At 58.7% G+C, this 14,813-nt stretch carries 17 protein-coding genes and 1 pseudogene; 7 read left to right on the top strand and 11 right to left on the bottom strand.

Annotated elements, in window-relative coordinates:
• Nucleotides 1-5: 5 nt before the first annotated feature.
• The 3 genes from T8T21_RS19495 to T8T21_RS19505 all read right to left on the bottom strand — a co-directional run bounded on the left by T8T21_RS19495 (nucleotide 6) and on the right by T8T21_RS19505 (nucleotide 2,547).
• Nucleotides 6-1,730 carry a hypothetical protein gene (locus T8T21_RS19495; RefSeq protein WP_322338240.1) on the bottom strand — a complete coding sequence of 575 codons (1,725 nt, stop codon included), beginning with the start codon at nucleotides 1,728-1,730 and terminating at the stop codon, nucleotides 6-8.
• Between the two features lie 227 nt (nucleotides 1,731-1,957).
• On the bottom strand, nucleotides 1,958-2,284 hold the full coding sequence (locus tag T8T21_RS19500) for a type II toxin-antitoxin system RelE/ParE family toxin (protein WP_322338241.1): 327 nt from the start codon (nucleotides 2,282-2,284) through the stop codon (nucleotides 1,958-1,960).
• The gene (locus T8T21_RS19505) at nucleotides 2,281-2,547 is read right to left on the bottom strand and encodes a type II toxin-antitoxin system ParD family antitoxin (protein ID WP_322338242.1); all 267 of its coding nucleotides are present in this window, start codon (nucleotides 2,545-2,547) and stop codon (nucleotides 2,281-2,283) included. Before T8T21_RS19505 ends, T8T21_RS19500 begins: the two co-directional genes overlap by 4 nt.
• Before the next feature lie 161 nt (nucleotides 2,548-2,708).
• On the opposite strand from T8T21_RS19505, the gene T8T21_RS19510 reads away from it, so the two are divergent.
• Nucleotides 2,709-3,923: a type II toxin-antitoxin system HipA family toxin gene (locus T8T21_RS19510; protein WP_322338243.1), complete on the top strand. Its 1,215-nt coding sequence runs from the start codon at nucleotides 2,709-2,711 to the stop codon at nucleotides 3,921-3,923.
• Nucleotides 3,924-4,080: 157 nt separating this feature from the next.
• Here the strand turns inward: T8T21_RS19510 and T8T21_RS19515 are convergent, their stop codons facing one another.
• The 6 genes from T8T21_RS19515 to T8T21_RS19540 form a co-directional block, all read right to left on the bottom strand.
• Nucleotides 4,081-4,614: an Ntn hydrolase family protein gene (locus tag T8T21_RS19515; RefSeq protein ID WP_322338244.1), complete on the bottom strand. Its 534-nt coding sequence runs from the start codon at nucleotides 4,612-4,614 to the stop codon at nucleotides 4,081-4,083.
• Between the two features lie 408 nt (nucleotides 4,615-5,022).
• On the bottom strand, nucleotides 5,023-5,463 hold the full coding sequence (locus tag T8T21_RS19520) for a hypothetical protein (protein WP_322338245.1): 441 nt from the start codon (nucleotides 5,461-5,463) through the stop codon (nucleotides 5,023-5,025).
• A 203-nt stretch (nucleotides 5,464-5,666) separates the two neighbouring features.
• Nucleotides 5,667-6,062, bottom strand: a complete 396-nt coding sequence (locus T8T21_RS19525) for a hypothetical protein (RefSeq protein ID WP_322338246.1) — start codon at nucleotides 6,060-6,062, stop codon at nucleotides 5,667-5,669.
• A 3-nt stretch (nucleotides 6,063-6,065) separates the two neighbouring features.
• Nucleotides 6,066-6,392, bottom strand: coding sequence for a hypothetical protein (locus T8T21_RS19530; RefSeq protein ID WP_322338247.1), 327 nt, complete (start codon nucleotides 6,390-6,392; stop codon nucleotides 6,066-6,068).
• A gap of 120 nt (nucleotides 6,393-6,512) precedes the next feature.
• Entirely contained in the window at nucleotides 6,513-6,929 is a 417-nt protein-coding gene (locus T8T21_RS19535; RefSeq protein WP_322338248.1) for a hypothetical protein, read from the bottom strand.
• Nucleotides 6,922-8,325 carry an AAA family ATPase gene (locus T8T21_RS19540; RefSeq protein WP_322338249.1) on the bottom strand — a complete coding sequence of 468 codons (1,404 nt, stop codon included), beginning with the start codon at nucleotides 8,323-8,325 and terminating at the stop codon, nucleotides 6,922-6,924. Before T8T21_RS19540 ends, T8T21_RS19535 begins: the two co-directional genes overlap by 8 nt.
• 371 nt (nucleotides 8,326-8,696) lie before the next feature.
• Between T8T21_RS19540 and T8T21_RS19545 the strand changes: the two genes are divergently transcribed.
• Both T8T21_RS19545 and T8T21_RS19550 read left to right on the top strand, forming a co-directional pair.
• Nucleotides 8,697-8,963, top strand: coding sequence for a hypothetical protein (locus tag T8T21_RS19545; RefSeq protein WP_322338250.1), 267 nt, complete (start codon nucleotides 8,697-8,699; stop codon nucleotides 8,961-8,963).
• A gap of 89 nt (nucleotides 8,964-9,052) precedes the next feature.
• Nucleotides 9,053-9,736 carry a hypothetical protein gene (locus T8T21_RS19550; protein WP_322338251.1) on the top strand — a complete coding sequence of 228 codons (684 nt, stop codon included), beginning with the start codon at nucleotides 9,053-9,055 and terminating at the stop codon, nucleotides 9,734-9,736.
• 180 nt (nucleotides 9,737-9,916) lie between these two features.
• Here the strand turns inward: T8T21_RS19550 and T8T21_RS19555 are convergent, their stop codons facing one another.
• On the bottom strand, nucleotides 9,917-10,267 hold the full coding sequence (locus tag T8T21_RS19555; RefSeq protein WP_322338252.1) for an H-NS histone family protein: 351 nt from the start codon (nucleotides 10,265-10,267) through the stop codon (nucleotides 9,917-9,919).
• A gap of 1,594 nt (nucleotides 10,268-11,861) precedes the next feature.
• Here T8T21_RS19555 and T8T21_RS20865 point away from each other — a divergent pair.
• The 4 genes and pseudogenes from T8T21_RS20865 to T8T21_RS19565 all read left to right on the top strand — a co-directional run bounded on the left by T8T21_RS20865 (nucleotide 11,862) and on the right by T8T21_RS19565 (nucleotide 13,064).
• Nucleotides 11,862-12,146 (top strand): IS66 family transposase, encoded by a 285-nt coding sequence (locus tag T8T21_RS20865; protein WP_407660157.1) that lies wholly within the window; start codon nucleotides 11,862-11,864, stop codon nucleotides 12,144-12,146.
• Between the two features lie 52 nt (nucleotides 12,147-12,198).
• Nucleotides 12,199-12,498, top strand: a pseudogene (locus T8T21_RS20870) (hypothetical protein); the annotation flags it as partial.
• Nucleotides 12,499-12,585: 87 nt separating this feature from the next.
• Complete coding sequence (locus T8T21_RS20875) at nucleotides 12,586-12,690, top strand: transposase domain-containing protein (protein ID WP_407660158.1); 105 nt, start codon at nucleotides 12,586-12,588, stop codon at nucleotides 12,688-12,690.
• A 26-nt stretch (nucleotides 12,691-12,716) separates the two neighbouring features.
• Complete coding sequence (locus tag T8T21_RS19565) at nucleotides 12,717-13,064, top strand: YnfA family protein (RefSeq protein ID WP_322338253.1); 348 nt, start codon at nucleotides 12,717-12,719, stop codon at nucleotides 13,062-13,064.
• Nucleotides 13,065-13,368: 304 nt separating this feature from the next.
• On the opposite strand, the gene T8T21_RS19570 is transcribed toward T8T21_RS19565, so the two are convergent.
• Complete coding sequence (locus T8T21_RS19570; protein ID WP_322338254.1) at nucleotides 13,369-14,103, bottom strand: response regulator transcription factor; 735 nt, start codon at nucleotides 14,101-14,103, stop codon at nucleotides 13,369-13,371.
• Nucleotides 14,104-14,813: the final 710 nt, after the last annotated feature.

The raw sequence follows: 14,813 nt of genomic DNA on the forward strand, positions 1-14,813 counted from the left end.
ACAGATCAAGCCACATGTTCTTCCGCCCAGTGTGCTATTCTCTGAGCGCGAATTGGGCCGATCATCTTAACACTGCGCAAGTTAGTCTTGTCAGCGTCAGTAAGAATATCCCGAACTTTCTTTATTTTCGAGCCCTCTTTAATTCTCTTTACGAGGGTGGCAGAGATGGGTAATGCAGAAATGTCTTGACTAACGAGCTCCTCAAAGAGCGACGACGATTTAAGTTGAGCGCCGCAGTTGTGGCAAAATCTAGCGTGTTCACTGATCCGTTCTGCGCCACAGTTTTGGCAGTGGGGAAGAGTCAGGTCAAAGGCGTGCTCACCCAAAGTTCCTAGCTGCATAAGGGTCGCAGAACTCAGCCTGGGCCATGCCTGATGTGGCTTAGATCTAAACGCCTCTAAGAACGGGGGGATCGTTTTCGTTCGTGCGCCGACAACTGCATTCTGGGTAATCAAATCTCCAAAATGCACGGAATAAATTTCGAAAGTCCCCTTGACGCCCCGAGAATTTTCTCCTGACGGCATCAGCAACCCGGAATACTGCAAGAATCCAACGATTCTCTCAATCTCAGAACTCAATGGTTTCTTGAGGCCGATTTCCACTGCGTGACTTTTGTTGTCCTTTCCTCTGTTAAACTCCTTTATCTCAGCGACTATCTTTTGGTAGATATTAGCACCACTTTGAATGTAGTTCGCGTATGAAGGGAGCTTCATGGATAGAGAATCATAGACGTTATGACTCATCTCTCGAGAAGCTCGGGATAGTTCGAAAACCTTTCTTCGATCCAAGGTACCGTCTCGAGATGTATATCTATCCTTTTCTTCTACGATCGCCCGCAACATGTTAAGGTAGGACCTAGGTATTCCAAAAGATGAGTATGCCAGAAATTCCGCGACGCCTGGAGATTCCCTGATGACGTTCGGGAATTGCCCCCCAAACCTTTTCTCACCCAGCTCCAGCATAAACTTCTCGTACACATCGCCAGAGGGCTTCACCCAAACATTAATTTTCTCGGCGTCATGCCCCACATGAAAGGTCGCTGAACTGGTAGTGATGCCGGGATAGATCGCGGCCTTCGGCGCAATCCTACGGCTCTTAATCTCTCTGAAGAAATCGAAGAAGTCTTCTTGCTGCTTTGGTGAGAAGGCATGAGCTGCATCGTCGAGAAGAAGCACACACCGCTTCAAACTTGTCTCGGATAAATATTCTTCAATATACTGAACGACACTGGAAAGAGAGTACTTTTCCAGCATGGCTTGTGGGAGGTCGCCTCGGCCTTCAATAGATGAGATGGCGTCCGCAATTTGACCTTTTGCGGGAAGGCCGTCTGTGGGCCTTAAGGACTCGCTCTCCAGAATAGCATTCCACATTCCCTCAACCACTCGCAGCCCCAGCCATGTGCGAAACCAAAAACTCGCGTTCGGCGAGTTGATGTACATTGGCTCGAGTTTCAGGGACAACTTGAAGTTCACGTAAATAGGTAGCGAGCTACTTTCCGAGCTGAGAAGCTCCCGGTAGGCGCGGAGCATCAAGGTGGTTTTACCGCATCCGCGCGGCCCTACTAGTAGCTTCGCCCCGCCAGCTTTAAGCTTTCCTAATATTACCTCTTGATCCGGATGCTCGGCGTTCAGCTCCAGAAAGTTCTCTGGATCTAAATATTCTGCCTGCTCAATGAAGCGCTGTTGAAACTCAACATCTTCTTCGTCGGTTGTTTTCGGTTGAGTTGACAATTTGCGTCCTTAACTTTTGGTTGCGCTCACTATTACTCAATCATGGATGTGGAGCAACTTCTCAAGGAGGGTTTCAGCTGCACTATCTGCTGTTAACGCAAGTGCGTGGAGCTGTGGCTTCCAGCTATACTAAGGTCTGCTCCCTGCGCATTGCGGCCACTCGTAAGCCGCGCAGCAAATGCGCAGTGTCTAAACTTAGCCCTGTGTGGACATGCCTCGATCGCCACTCACTGCCGCGCTTGGATCGCCGCGATACGCGCCGGCAGATCACAGCGCGCATGTAGAATGTCGATGATGACAAGTTCATCGGTCATGTCGATGAACACCAGGAAATGCTCCCCCGCCCGCGCATATCGCAAGCCGATCTCGTCTTCGCGATCGAGAAGGTTCGAGCAATCGCGGCTGGCAGCCCGCCCGGCCGCCAGGGCGGCGCATCTGTCGAGCAGTTCGGTCTCGTAGATATCAGCTTGACGCGGCCCGAACGTCTCCAGCGTCCAAAGCGCTATGTCGACCAGGCTCCGTTCGGCGCGCGGCGTCAGCCGCCAGGCTTTCATCCTTCAGCGTGCCGCTGGCGGGCCTTCGCAAAAGCGCGGCGAACGGCCTGCTCTCCCGATCCTGGAGCGCGTTTGCCAGCCAAGGCTTCTTCGACGCCAGCGCTCAGCTGGGCCTGCAGCGCAGCACTTTGACACTCCTCGGCCTCCAGCAGCCGCAGTCCCGCGCGAAGGGCCTCGCTGGCATTCTGGTACCGGCCCGAGGACACGAGAGCCTGAACATACTCGTCCTGCTGAGGCGTCAGCACGACATTCCGGGTGGCCATACGCCTCTCTCCTCGGCAGCTATGTTGGCATAATATGCCAGCCTTCAATTGGCGGCAACGGGTTCGCCTAAATTGCCTTAACCGCGGGTGTCGCGGCCCGGCCCGAACCGGGGTATAGCCGAGACGACGCGCATCCTGCGCCTGTCATTGAAAGATTGATGGTGACCACCACGCGCATCCACGCGTTGTCCAAAGCCTCCTCGGCTTTCATCTGGGTCTGGCTGCCAAGCGAGACCCAGCCCGTACCTGCTGGACGGCTGCACCGTGGCACGGACGGTCGGCATGATTTCGGCTACATGTCGGACTACCTCGAGCGATCGAATGCCATCGCGCTCGGCCCTGACCTGCCTTTGGCGCAGGGGATGCGGTCCCTTTCAGGCCCTAGTCTCACTGGGTCATTGCGTGATACCCTGCCCGGCGCATGGGGCCGGCGCGTCACGCGTGCCTTGCAACTCGGGCAGCACGATGCTGATGCGGGCGCGGATGAAATCGGCGACATCGCCTACGGATTGCTTGCCGGCACCGACGGGATCGGCGCTTTGTCCTTTCAAGCGTCGGCAACCAGCTTCGAAGCACGGTTGGCCCCCGTGACTGAACTTGAGGCTTTGGCCGAGGCGGTCGCCCGAGTGGAGCTGGGTCTGCCACTTCCCCCTGAGCTGGCAGCGCCGCTGACCCATGCCGTGACGATCGGCGGTTCGCGGCCCAAGGCGATTATCGATATAGACGGCCGCTGTTGCATTGCGCGGTTTGCGAGTGTGCATGACCAAGATGACGTGCTGCTGGACGAGCTCAGCATGCTTCAGCTGGCCAGGTCATGTCACATCGATGTGCCGCAGGCTGAGATGCGGAAGGTCGGTGACCGGCAGGTCTTGCTCGTAGACCGCTTCGACCGCACGAGCGACAAGGCAAGCAGGCAGGGAGTCATATCCGGGCGGACCCTCACTGGTCTCTCCGGTCAGCAGGAATGCAATGTCGGATGGCCGTATCTGGCAGGCGCCCTGTCCCGCCAAGAACCCATGTATGACCAAGCAGATGCGTGGCGCGAGTTGTTCCGCCGGATCGTGTTCGACATCTTCATCGATCATGCCGACGCAAAGTTACGTGGCCCTTCTTTCCTTTGGAGTGGCGCGACAGCGAAGCTCGCCCCCGCCGGAGTTTCGGAACTTCGGCAGGAGCGCCATAAGGCCACCTCATCCTCGAGGGTCCGCCATAGAGACATTTCTCCCGCCAATATTGCACGGGCATGCGATGCCGCGACGAAGCTCGGATTGGACCAAAGCGTTGCCCTCGCGATAATCGAGCAAGTCCGCGCCGGCATCGCCGACCATGACGCCGCCGCGATGTACGACCACGAGATTCTGAGTAGCTATCAATGACTCCTCAGCCAGTTTGGCGGTCCAGTCGCTATCGGATGCCGGCTGCTCACCTATAGACTGATTGCATCATCGATTGGTTTTCGATGCCAGGGACAACCATTAGCCGGGCATCGAACTCCGATAGATCTGCAGCATTGCCGACCGGAAGCAGGCGGCGCTATTCGGTTTCCTCGAGCTCTTCTCGTAGCTCGTCGCGTTTTCTTTCCAGAAGCGACCCGAGGCTCTCCCTATATAGGGTCATGCCCTGTTCGTTCGCCTCTGCTTCCAGTTCTTCTTCGATTTCCTCGAGCTGCTCGTCCGTGGTGTCAGCCTGGATCGGGGCAAGCGCAGCCGATACCCAATCCTCTGTTGCTGACCGCGACAGCGGTTGATAGGCGCCTGGACGATACACGGCAACGGTAAGGCCTGCGGGATCTTTTGCAGGATTCATGGAAAGCCGAGGCCCCCAATCAATATCTGACTGGCGGACATCGCCGAAGATATCCGACATGGCCTTTTCAGCCTCTTCCCACGTACGGTATTCACCGTGGCCAGTGATGGACTTGTCATTTGTTGTCCCACACCACCCCGAAATGCACGGCTCATGATTGCTGTTCATCAGTGCCGGCGCCGTCGTGATGAAGATTTGGTCCTCATCCACCATCTCTTCCGGATTTGGCCCAACATATTTACTCTCGATGATGTAGTACATCCTGCTTTCCTCATGCTCATTCCGGAGGGGCGCAGCTCCTCCCTCGCGAATATTATTTTTATTGCGGGTCGGTCGTCCCATAGCGGGGTGACCGGCCCGTGTCTTTGCTGCATGCCTTTTTTATCTACTAGGCAGTCACGGCGCAATTCCAATAACCCGGCAAGCAAGATATTGCCTACGCCGGGTCGGCGCGCTCCGATGAGCATGAGCCTAATATGTTGACAATTCTGAGGGGTGGCGGGGATCTATAGGTATGTCTTTGGAGTGGCAGTCTGTGGAGGCAGTCCGGCAAAGATCGCGTTGTCCGCCTGCGAATACCGAGTGCAGTCCGAGTATGTTCTGCAATCAAGCGCATCGGCTCGTGCTTGTCGGCTGCTGGCGCCCCCCCCTGCCTCGCGGGCGTACATCTCAGACTGTTCGCCCGCCTTCACCAAGACCGCCATCAGCCGCGGGCCCCTTGAACCCGATCCAGGATGCGCTGTCGATATCCAGCTTATTCCGCTGGATCGTCGGCTCTTGTTCGATGGCGTGACGGAGCGCACGTTCACAAGCTGCGTACTTCGTCAGGAAGACCGAGCGATCAAACCATATCAATGGCCTGGCTTCGGCGAACAGATCCCGCCCCAAGGCCTGCAGCTCCCTGCGTGATGTACCCTGGGTCCCCTGCCCCGAACGCCCGTATCCGCGCTGCTCAAGACCCTGACAGCAGAGCAGCAAAGCATGCGCACGCAGTCGCTCATCAATGATCCAGTGACATGCAGTGCATAGCCATGCCTCGCCAGCTATGTACCTTCGCAGATCACCCAGGAAACTTTGCTCAACGATATTGATATCGGAAGATGACAGCATCCATCCCGCCCCTGAACTTTGTTAGCCCTCGAAGAACGTATTCGAGCGACCTTTCAAAAAGGTTCAGGGACGGTCTTTCGTTAGCGCGGACCGGTCCGATGTGGAGCGATGTCTAATCGCATCTTAAAGCGCAACCCATCATAATCATTGCGTGTCTTTGGCGTCCGACATTGCTGATACGCACTCACGCGTCCAATCCGCATTCAAAAAAGCGACATGCCGGCGTCAGGAGCTCGAGTGCGGCTCCGTTCCTCTGGTGAGCCATCTGGCCGTTCCTCTCGATATAGGAAGTCATCTGCCTCTTCCTCCGTGAGGAATGTCTGAAACTCGTGATTGGAAAGAAGGCGTTCTTGGCCTTGGAACGTTGTTTGCTCCCTCAAGGCGACGAACCCTCCACGGGCCGTTCTGTATTTCGTCCGCTCCGTCCAGACCGGATTCTCTTCCTCTTCATCGAGGATATAATCCCACTCCAGGATACTGCCATCGAACACGAGATCGGGACGTCCCACTGCCTGCAGGCAATATGTTCGGCGGTCCCTTCGCTCAATCCTGACCCATTTATCGGTCTCGGCTTCCACAATTTCGGCGTCGAATACCATTAGCTACGGCCTAAGAGTAATGACGCGCGCGCAGACCTCGTCCATATCTGCATCCGCCCCTGTTTCATCGAGCAGGTGAAATCCTACATGATCCAGGCAAGCCTTTCTCGAAGAGAAAGGCCGGATATTGGCGAGAGCAGGAAGCCCCCTTGGGTGACAGAAAGTTGCGATGGCCTGAAAGGAAGCACCCCTCGTGATGAGTTCGTTGGTCATCCAGCCCCATGCGAAATCTGGAGGGACGCGATCTCCATTCGGCATATAGACGTACTGCGATTTCAAATGAGCTTTCTTGAGATGCCGCTCGAACTCTTGCAGGTGCAGGGTCTTCACATGGTGTCCTCCTTGGTTCACCCTATCTATCCTAGGCAGGAACGATTAGAGAAATCCCAAAGCGGAGGGCATCTGCCGGGGGCGGGGGCAGGACATCTTCGACCTTCCCCGTCCCCATTTTCAATCGGTACCTGGGAGCGAGACCTTCGACTTTGTGGGCCAGTTGTTCCAGCAGGGCCTGCAGAGACACAATTCCCAATCGATCGGGTGGTCAAATCGCGGGGAGTTGCCGCAGAGCTTGCAAGTCTGCGCAGCGCGCTTTTCGGCCCGATCGATGATCGGCTCGATGTCGGCGTCTTGGGTCCAGTAAAGCACATCCAGGCGCCCCCATTTTTCGCGGATGTTGCAGATCGTGACGTCGATGTCCTGTGCCTCGATCTCGGCCAGCATGTCGCCGACAAGCGCAGCCCATCCGGCGCCGATCTCGAACCCCCAAAAGGGCGACCATGGCGTGCCATCTTCGAGTGTCGTTGTGAACAGCGTCTCGTAGCGCGCCTCCAGAGGCGCGAGGTCCTCTTCGTATGTCAGCTTACGCATGCGCCATCCTCCGCTCGTTGTCGTCGATGAGCCGCCGCACGAGTTCCGCGAGCACGCGAATGCTCCGGTGTCGCGAGAAAGTCCTCTCGAGGAACTCCATGTCGCCCTGGCTGAGGTGGAAGAAGCCCGGTTCCAGGCTGCGGCTATCGGCATGAGTGCGCAGGATCGATCGTGCCAGCGGCCGGACGTGAGTAACGTCTGGCTGGGGCATCTCGAACACGTCACAGCGCGACAGCAGCGGCACCGTGATGCGCTCCAGCGTATTCGCCGTGAAGATCCAGTTGAGGTGCGAGGCATCGACGGCCGATGCGAGGTAGCGCTCGTGATAGTGCCCGGCCTCGAGCGGCTCGAGAAGAGGAAGGAGGCTCTCCTGGATCGAGCCGTTTTGGGATGTCTGGGCTTTGTCGAGCTCATCCATCACGATCAGCGGGTTGAGCACCTGCCTTGATGCGATCACCGTTGTCATGAGAGATGGCATCGCCGACGACCAGCCAGCCGAAACCCCGAACAGGTTGCTGTCCGTCTGACCTGCGACCGATTGCGCTCTGATCGGGAGATCGAGAGCGGCCGCCAGGTCGCGCAGGAGCGCGGTCTTGCCGGTGCCCGGCGCCCCGACGAGGATCGTTGGTCGCAGCTTCAGCCGCGCCTCCCCCGTGTCGAAATTGCGCTCCAGCGGTCGCAATAACCCGTCGATCACCGAGGTGGCGTGGGGGTACTTCTCGCCAAGCTGGTGTCGGATCCGAGCGAAGAGATCACGATCCCGGATTTCCCGGTACGGCAGCAGCCCGGTGCAGGCCGCATGCAAAGCTGCATTCCGCTCGATCTGCTTGCCGCCCTCGGGCAGGTTCTTCAGCGCGCCGGGATCGAAGAGGTAGCGACCCATGCCCTCGGTATTGGCCTCGTTCGGTGCGGTCGCCACCCCGGTCATATCGAACTCCGGCGGGATGGCCTCGGCGGCAAGCGGCGGCTTCCTGCGGGCGCGTTCTTCCGCCAGGCGCGACTGGACGCGCCGCTCGACCTCGCGCGACATCTCGTCCAACTCGAGCTGCAAGGCGGCATCCTGCAGCTGGATCTCGAAGAGCTCCTCCTGCAGGTCCGACAGATCGTCGCGAGTCCGCCTGCCTGCGGCTGGGTCCACTTCGGGCCGATAGTCCAGCTGGCAAGCTTGCGCAGCGGCGGCCCGTTCCGCTTCACCTTGTCGCTCCCACCAGCGACGAATTGCGCGGTTGGCTTTTTGTTTGGCCTCGGCCCGCGCCTCCGGAATGCATTCGGACATCAGAACCGAGGCAAGACCCGCCAAGCTGAAGCCATCTTCTTCCGGAAACAGGTCTGGGATGTCGCCGATATCCGCGAACAGATCGATAGCGTCATTATCCCGAGAGGGATCGTCGGTCATCTCTTTCATCTCCCGTCATGAGAAAACGTCCCCATGCCATTGGCATGAGGGATGCACTCAAAGACGGGATATGAGGATGCGAGCGATCATGTAGAGACCGTAGAGGTCTGTCCGGGCAGCGTCAAGCGGGAACCATCACGGCGTTCATTCGCTGGAGAGAAAGCGTTCTTTTCCAGGACGATCTTCTTCCAATTGCGGATCCATCTGCGCTGTATCAGGGGAGGCATTATCGGTCATTTATAAAGTGTGAATTTCGCCCCTCGGTACATGTACCACGGCTTCAACCAAAACCAGATTTCCTGGAAATTCACCCATTGATCTCAAGCGCTCGATTTTGTCTGATCGGGCATGAGATCAAAAAAGGGATTTCCATGCTGGGCCTTCTCAATACCGCAATTCTTCTGTCGCAGGCGACCGCCCCGCGCAGCCGCGTGGAGCTCGATCCCGAGGGGTACCGGGTCGCCAATGTCACCGGAGATTACCTTGCGCGCTGGAAAGCGCGCGCACTGGCAGCCGAGGCCGAGCGTGATGCGCTGGAAGAGGCGCAGTCCGATCTCCTGAGCGAGATTGCAGACCTCGAGTCCATCGTTGCGCATCTGTCAGCCGAGCGAGAGGCTACGGGGACCAGAACCGTCTGATGCCCGTCGCGCAGCGCAGCACCCCGAGTTTGTGCTATGCGTCCGCCTCTCGGATCTCTCCCGCGTGTACACAGCGAAAGGAGAGACACATGCCGACATCATTACCCATTCGTCGCCGGAAGCGCGCTGGCGCACCCGAGCCTGAGACCTTGAGCCAAGCTGCCTGGGAGGCCTTGAAGGAGCTGACGCGCCAGATCCTGAACTTCATTCTCAAGCTCTTCGGCTTACCATTGATTGCCGCGCAGAAGGTCGGTCGCGCATTGGGCTTCGGATCGAGCCGTGGAGGTACCCACGATGCAGCAGCAGAGGCCGCGCACCGCGCGCGGGAGTTCGAAATGAGTGCGCCTGCTCCCGAGGCGTCATCGGACGCTCCGGATCCCACACGCCTGGTGCCGGCGATGAAGGCATATCTCCAAGCGGCCACGCCGCATCAGCGTCAGGAAATCGCCGCACGGCTGAAGGATGAACAGATCCTCGCCTATCTCGAGGGGCTGCGGCCAGTGGAGAGGAATGCGTTCCTGCTTGCGTCACCGAGCGCCTTGCGCAGGCATTTCGATGGCACCGTCGTTCATGCAAGTTTACCGGCATGGAGCCGGCAGTTCGACTATCGCCCGCTCCGAGCGGCACAACCGAAGCTCGTCTCATCGACCATGCCAGCGAACGCCAAACGGCCACCCTCCAAGCCGACCGCGCTGGCCGCGGCCTTCTCGTCCGACGAATTGCGGGAGCGCACCCGGCAGATGATGGCGGGCAGGCGTCCGGCAGGCATCTGAGTGACATTGTTCCGGAAGAGATGCTGCCCCCAACGGCTTGGCCGGGGTAAGGCCCTCTCTTCTCAGCGTCCATGCCGAAGAGAGAACCAGGACGACCGAATGAAATTTTCGGTCGTCCTTTCCATCTGTCAGCAGAACAGAGGGGAGAAGGGCTGGCAGATTTCGTGACGCTCCTGCCCGTCAGCCGGCGGCATGGCCGCCTTCGAAGCGTTCGATCAGGAAGTCATCTCTGTCGGCGCCGCTTTCGATCGCATCCTTCATCCATTGCGGCTGTCGACCACGGCCGGACCAGGTCTGCGCGGGGTCGTCCGGATTGCGGTACTTCGCTGGTGACGTCGGTCGACCTTTCTTGGCGCCCTTGCTGGCAACCAACTCTTCAAGGGAAAAGCCCAACTCACGCGCAGCCGCTTCGGCAGCATTCCGCGCCTGCGTCCGCTTGCGTTCCTGGTAGTCCTGGATTGCCCGATCTACCGCTTTGCGCAGTTTCTTGAGGTCGTCGAGATCCATGTCGTCCAGATCAAAGTCGCTCATCGTCACCCTTTCAGCTTGAGGTCGTAATTTCTGCGTTCACCGGAGGCCACGCGGCGAAACCGGGTTCGCGCCTCAAGCGAAGACTTCCGCCAACTAGGTGGTCCGGCCGCCCAAGAAAAGCCAAACCGGAGCAACATGCTTTGCCTGGGTCATTCTCCGCGACGTCAAGCCGTACCAGTACGGAGATAAGGGGTATTGGCTCGGTTCGATCATCTCGTAAAAGCAATTGCCATGCCGGGGAAAGGCGAAGACCAAAGCCAGATCCGGCGCGATACGTATCAGGCGCGAACGGCCGGCATTTATCGCCCCTATGGGACAAAGGGGATTGACGGCCGGGCGACTGAGGACGGTGCTTGCATGCGCTGGACAAAGAGCGCGCTCGCAGGCTGCGATATCGCCGGGCATTCCGCCCTGAGGTGTCCGGGTTGAGGGCGTGGGCGTCACTCCCGATATTCCGGCGACGCTCCAACCCGCCACATGCGGCGCGGGCTTGGGGGTGACGAACGGGAAGGGCAATGCGCTTCTGATGCGACGCACCGCTATATAGGAAGTATCTTTATACGGATCGTCGTATCTGAACCGCCCCTCAAGGGCCTGCGGCCCGTCCCGCTCTGCTGTTCTCGGCGCATCATGTCCTTGCCCGACCTTCAGGGCGAGGCATAGTAACCGCCTTGGCCCTGGCGTGCCAGCAGGATGAGCCAGGTCCGGTGGGAGACACGAAGGTAACAAATGCAGGCGAGGCAATGAAGCGGGGCCGAACAGCCTCGAAGGACCGAGCGACATCGACACCAGCCACCCGCGCCCGATGGCGCTTCGCAATAGAGTCGAAACAAGCTCCTGAGCCGTTCGAGCCCGGACGGCTCTGAAGTTGGAATGATCAGCGGCGGCCGTTCGGGCATAGGAGCATCGATGCGCCCAAAGTCACGCGAACGGGCTACCGGTTCCCGGCTGCCAGAGACGCCGACCTGCCTAGAGCGAGCGTCCAGGCTAGCAGCAGAGGCCGTCGTCCGGGTCAACCGACCTTAGCCATTGCAGCACCGAAAGCGTCGCCGTGCTGGATGCCGCCCGCGGCTTGCGGCCCCGCGGACACATTTCCGACGACGCCGATATCTCCAGCCAGTTACGCGGCGCCAAAACCAGCGACACGTGATCACCGCAAACCGTCCCCTGCGCGCCCACCGTAAGCCGCATAATTCGGGGCGTACCGTAACCGCTCGAGTGACGCCGCCTGCCGGACATTGACTCTCCAAGTTAAGACCCGTGCATAGCCACGTCTTGGTGCACGTGTCCTATGGGGCGCGGCCAGGCTGAGTGAGGTTCTGGCTGTGGGAAGGAATCGACTGGCGGCGCCCGGACCGGGATGTTGTCGGCGAGAGCCGGATAACATATCATTCTGAATTCCTTCCTTATTCATGGCGATTGCGGATGCCGCATGGTATTTGTCAGCATATCCGAAGACGCCGATGTTCTTACCCATGACCCCGCCCTTCTGAAGGCGATGATCGCGGCGCTTCCGGCGGAAAATGCGCGCATGTCGGCCACGCTTTAGGATCATGAGCAGCTGGCCCGGGCGCTGTGTCTGCGGATCGCGAGGTTGCAGAAGCAGATCTTCGGCAAGTCCTTTGAAAAGATCGAACGCGAGATCGCCCAGCTCGAGCTGGCGCTGGAGGATCTGCTCATCGCGGCCGACGAACAGCGCGGCGAGCTGGCTGGCGATGAGGACATCGCCCATCCCCCCGCCGATGCCGGCACCGCCAAGGTGAGGCCCCTCCGCGGGCCGCGGGTGTCCGACGGGGCTCGCGGAAACACCGCAAACTCGACTCTGGCACCGGCTGCCCTGATTGCGACGGTAACCTCCGTGTCGCTGGCGAGGACGTGAGTGAGCTGATCGGTATGATCGCCGCGCGGATGACAGCAGCCAGCTCCGCGAGGTGGCCAGTTTGGCGCGACTTCCACGATGTCTGGGAGGTCACGAAGTCCGAAGTCGCACGGGAGGCTCTCGACCGGATCGGGAATCTCTACGATGTCGAACGAATGATTGTTGGCCAGTCCGCGCGGCAACAGCACTCGGGGCCAAGGGCCGACCCTTCAAGTTATGCGCCGAGGGCCAGCTGCTGCGCATCCCGGGCGAGAGGAAGCTCGCGAAGGCCGCCTGCCATGGGCCCTCTTGCTGGTCGTCATTCGAACTGTTCCTGGGGGACGGCCGCCTCGGGATCGACAACAATCCGGCCGAGCGTGCGGTGCGCCCGATAGGCATTGGCCACCGCTACCGGCTCTTCGCCGGTTGCGACAGCAGTAGGGAGACACTGGCTCTGGCCATGACCCTGATCGAGACGGTGGAGATGAGTGGGCTGGACTCGCAAGCCTGGCTCGTCGATGTCCTCGACTTTATTACCGATCACAAGGTCAATCGCCTCAACTAACTGTCGCCGCGGAGCTGGAGCGCAGTATGTCCATAATCAACGTATTCTCCTCTCTCGGCATGTATGTGCTGGCCGCCCTCGCTGAGATCGCGGGATGCTTCGCATTCTGGGTGTGGTTGCGCCTTGACCGCTCGCCCCTTTGGCTCATCCCCGGCATCATCTCCCTCATCTTGTTTGCCTACTTGTTGACGAGGGTCGAAGTTGAGTTCGCCGGCCGCGCATATGCGGCCTATGGCGGCATATACATTGCTGCATCCATCGCTTGGCTGTGGGCCGGGGAGGGTCAGATCCCGACCCGATGGGATATCATCGGCGGAATCTTTTGCCTTACCGGGATGGGGATCATCTTGGTTGCCCCGATGCTCCAGAAATAACCCGCGGCCTCGACCGGTTAGTTCCGACGTACCAAGCTGGCTGACCCAGAAGCCTCTCATGGCAGATCGCCATCGGCGGCGACGGTTGTCTTCTGGGCCCGGCGGGCCGGGAGCGCTCCTCGACATGAAGGGTAACGGCGCATATTGCCGATCAGCGGTGGAGCATCATGATACAGCCCCCACCGAACCAGGCAGTTTGAATTAGAAATGCCGTATTGCGTTCCAGAGAAGGAGGGAGGGCCTGAATCTGCGGGCACCAAGACAACGTCATCGAGACTGCAAAACGTTATGCCGCCCGCGATAATCACCCCCCGGTGTACCGGTAACCAATTCCATACATCGTTTCGATGGAAGAAAACCCCTCATCCACGTGACGGAACTTCGCCCTGATCCTCTTGATATGACCATCTATGCTCCGGTCCGTCACGTTTGCGTCTTCTGCATATAGAACATCAAGGAGCCGGTCTCTGGACATGAGAACGTCCGGGTTGCTGGCCAGAAAGTACACCAAGGCAAATTCCGACTTCGTAAGCGGTACATTCTCATTCCGCCATAGTACGGAAAAACTGCGTGGATCCATCGCAAGCTTCGAATGATCGATGCACGGCGCATCGGATTCGTCGGGATCAGTTTCGCCGAGGGACTGGACGTGAGGGGTGCCCCGCTCCGCCAGCTGAACCTCGCGCCTGCGCAATTGCGAAGATATGCGCTCCGTGAGGACTCGCTGGGAGAAGGGCTTGGTCACATAATCATCCGCCCCCATGCGCAGCCCCACCGCCTCGTCTAATTCGGTAGCTTTGCCGGACAACAGAATTACGGGGATCTGACTTATCTGACGCAGCTGCTCGAGAACCTCGAGGCCATCCATGCCGGGCATTTTTACGTCCAGCACCACCAGTTCAGGCTCGAACCTCGGAAACTCCTTGATAATGGAAGCTCCATCACGATACGTGGAAACTTCAAAGCCCTCTGCCTCCAGAGCTGCCGACACGGAGATCAATAGATTCAGATTGTCATCAACAACGGCGATTCTGGTCATGAAATATACTTCCTATGCCTTCGCAAAAGGATTCGAGCCCGGTGACATCGGGATCGGCTCAAAGATTTGCGCGCCGCCTGAATCGCGATCTAGGCGCATACTGCTTTTGGATACATCCTGTAGAAGATGGTCCGGATGGATTAAAGGCGAAAATGACCCGACGGGACTAATTGTTGCGGTTGACCATTGTCCTGATCGCTGGAATGATCATCTGTCCGCCCGCGTCGTCCTCACCGATCTTGGAGCCGGGTCGCGACTTCACGCCCAAGAGCACTCCTCCAAATCCGAGCTCATGCCGCATTAGACACCAGTCCGCCCTATTGATCTCACATTATGCCAAGCCTTTCCGGGCTCTCCGACTTGACGAAGGAAATACGGGGTAATCCTGCGCTCGTGATCCGAAGGGCCCATGTGACGCGTTCGCTGATCCAAGCCCTCACCTCGCACTCGACCTGACAATCGATGCTTGGGGACCGGGAGTGTGGCGCCGCCTGTACTCGCACTCTGCTAGAGAGCGGACAGGCTGCCGAAAATCACCAGGCCCTACTCCACACTAGGCAGCCCCAGCCGGATGGCCAACTAGTGCGCTCCAGCTCATTTAAGGGAACAACCCCGGAGATCGATCTCCGGGGCTAAGCCGCCAAAGCGGAAGGGTCGGACTTCTCCAGGGAGTTCGTCCTCTGGATCAGGAGCTGTCGCAGCTTGACCCA

The sequence above is a fragment of the Limimaricola variabilis genome, from assembly GCF_034371605.1.
In the GTDB taxonomy this organism is placed as follows: Bacteria; Pseudomonadota; Alphaproteobacteria; order Rhodobacterales; family Rhodobacteraceae; genus Limimaricola; species Limimaricola variabilis.

Excerpts from the sequence above, each read along its gene's own strand:
- T8T21_RS19500 (WP_322338241.1), bottom strand. The coding sequence starts at position 2,284 with ATGAAAGCCTGGCGGCTGACGCCGCGCGCCGAACGGAGCCTGGTCGAC.
- T8T21_RS19505 (WP_322338242.1), bottom strand. The coding sequence starts at position 2,547 with ATGGCCACCCGGAATGTCGTGCTGACGCCTCAGCAGGACGAGTATGTT.
- T8T21_RS19515 (WP_322338244.1), bottom strand. The coding sequence starts at position 4,614 with ATGTACTACATCATCGAGAGTAAATATGTTGGGCCAAATCCGGAAGAG.
- T8T21_RS19520 (WP_322338245.1), bottom strand. The coding sequence starts at position 5,463 with ATGCTGTCATCTTCCGATATCAATATCGTTGAGCAAAGTTTCCTGGGT.
- T8T21_RS19525 (WP_322338246.1), bottom strand. The coding sequence starts at position 6,062 with ATGGTATTCGACGCCGAAATTGTGGAAGCCGAGACCGATAAATGGGTC.
- T8T21_RS19535 (WP_322338248.1), bottom strand. The coding sequence starts at position 6,929 with ATGCGTAAGCTGACATACGAAGAGGACCTCGCGCCTCTGGAGGCGCGC.
- T8T21_RS19540 (WP_322338249.1), bottom strand. The coding sequence starts at position 8,325 with ATGACCGACGATCCCTCTCGGGATAATGACGCTATCGATCTGTTCGCG.
- T8T21_RS19545 (WP_322338250.1), top strand. The coding sequence starts at position 8,697 with ATGCTGGGCCTTCTCAATACCGCAATTCTTCTGTCGCAGGCGACCGCC.
- T8T21_RS19550 (WP_322338251.1), top strand. The coding sequence starts at position 9,053 with ATGCCGACATCATTACCCATTCGTCGCCGGAAGCGCGCTGGCGCACCC.
- T8T21_RS19555 (WP_322338252.1), bottom strand. The coding sequence starts at position 10,267 with ATGAGCGACTTTGATCTGGACGACATGGATCTCGACGACCTCAAGAAA.
- T8T21_RS20875 (WP_407660158.1), top strand. The coding sequence starts at position 12,586 with ATGACCCTGATCGAGACGGTGGAGATGAGTGGGCTGGACTCGCAAGCC.
- T8T21_RS19565 (WP_322338253.1), top strand. The coding sequence starts at position 12,717 with ATGTCCATAATCAACGTATTCTCCTCTCTCGGCATGTATGTGCTGGCC.
- T8T21_RS19570 (WP_322338254.1), bottom strand. The coding sequence starts at position 14,103 with ATGACCAGAATCGCCGTTGTTGATGACAATCTGAATCTATTGATCTCC.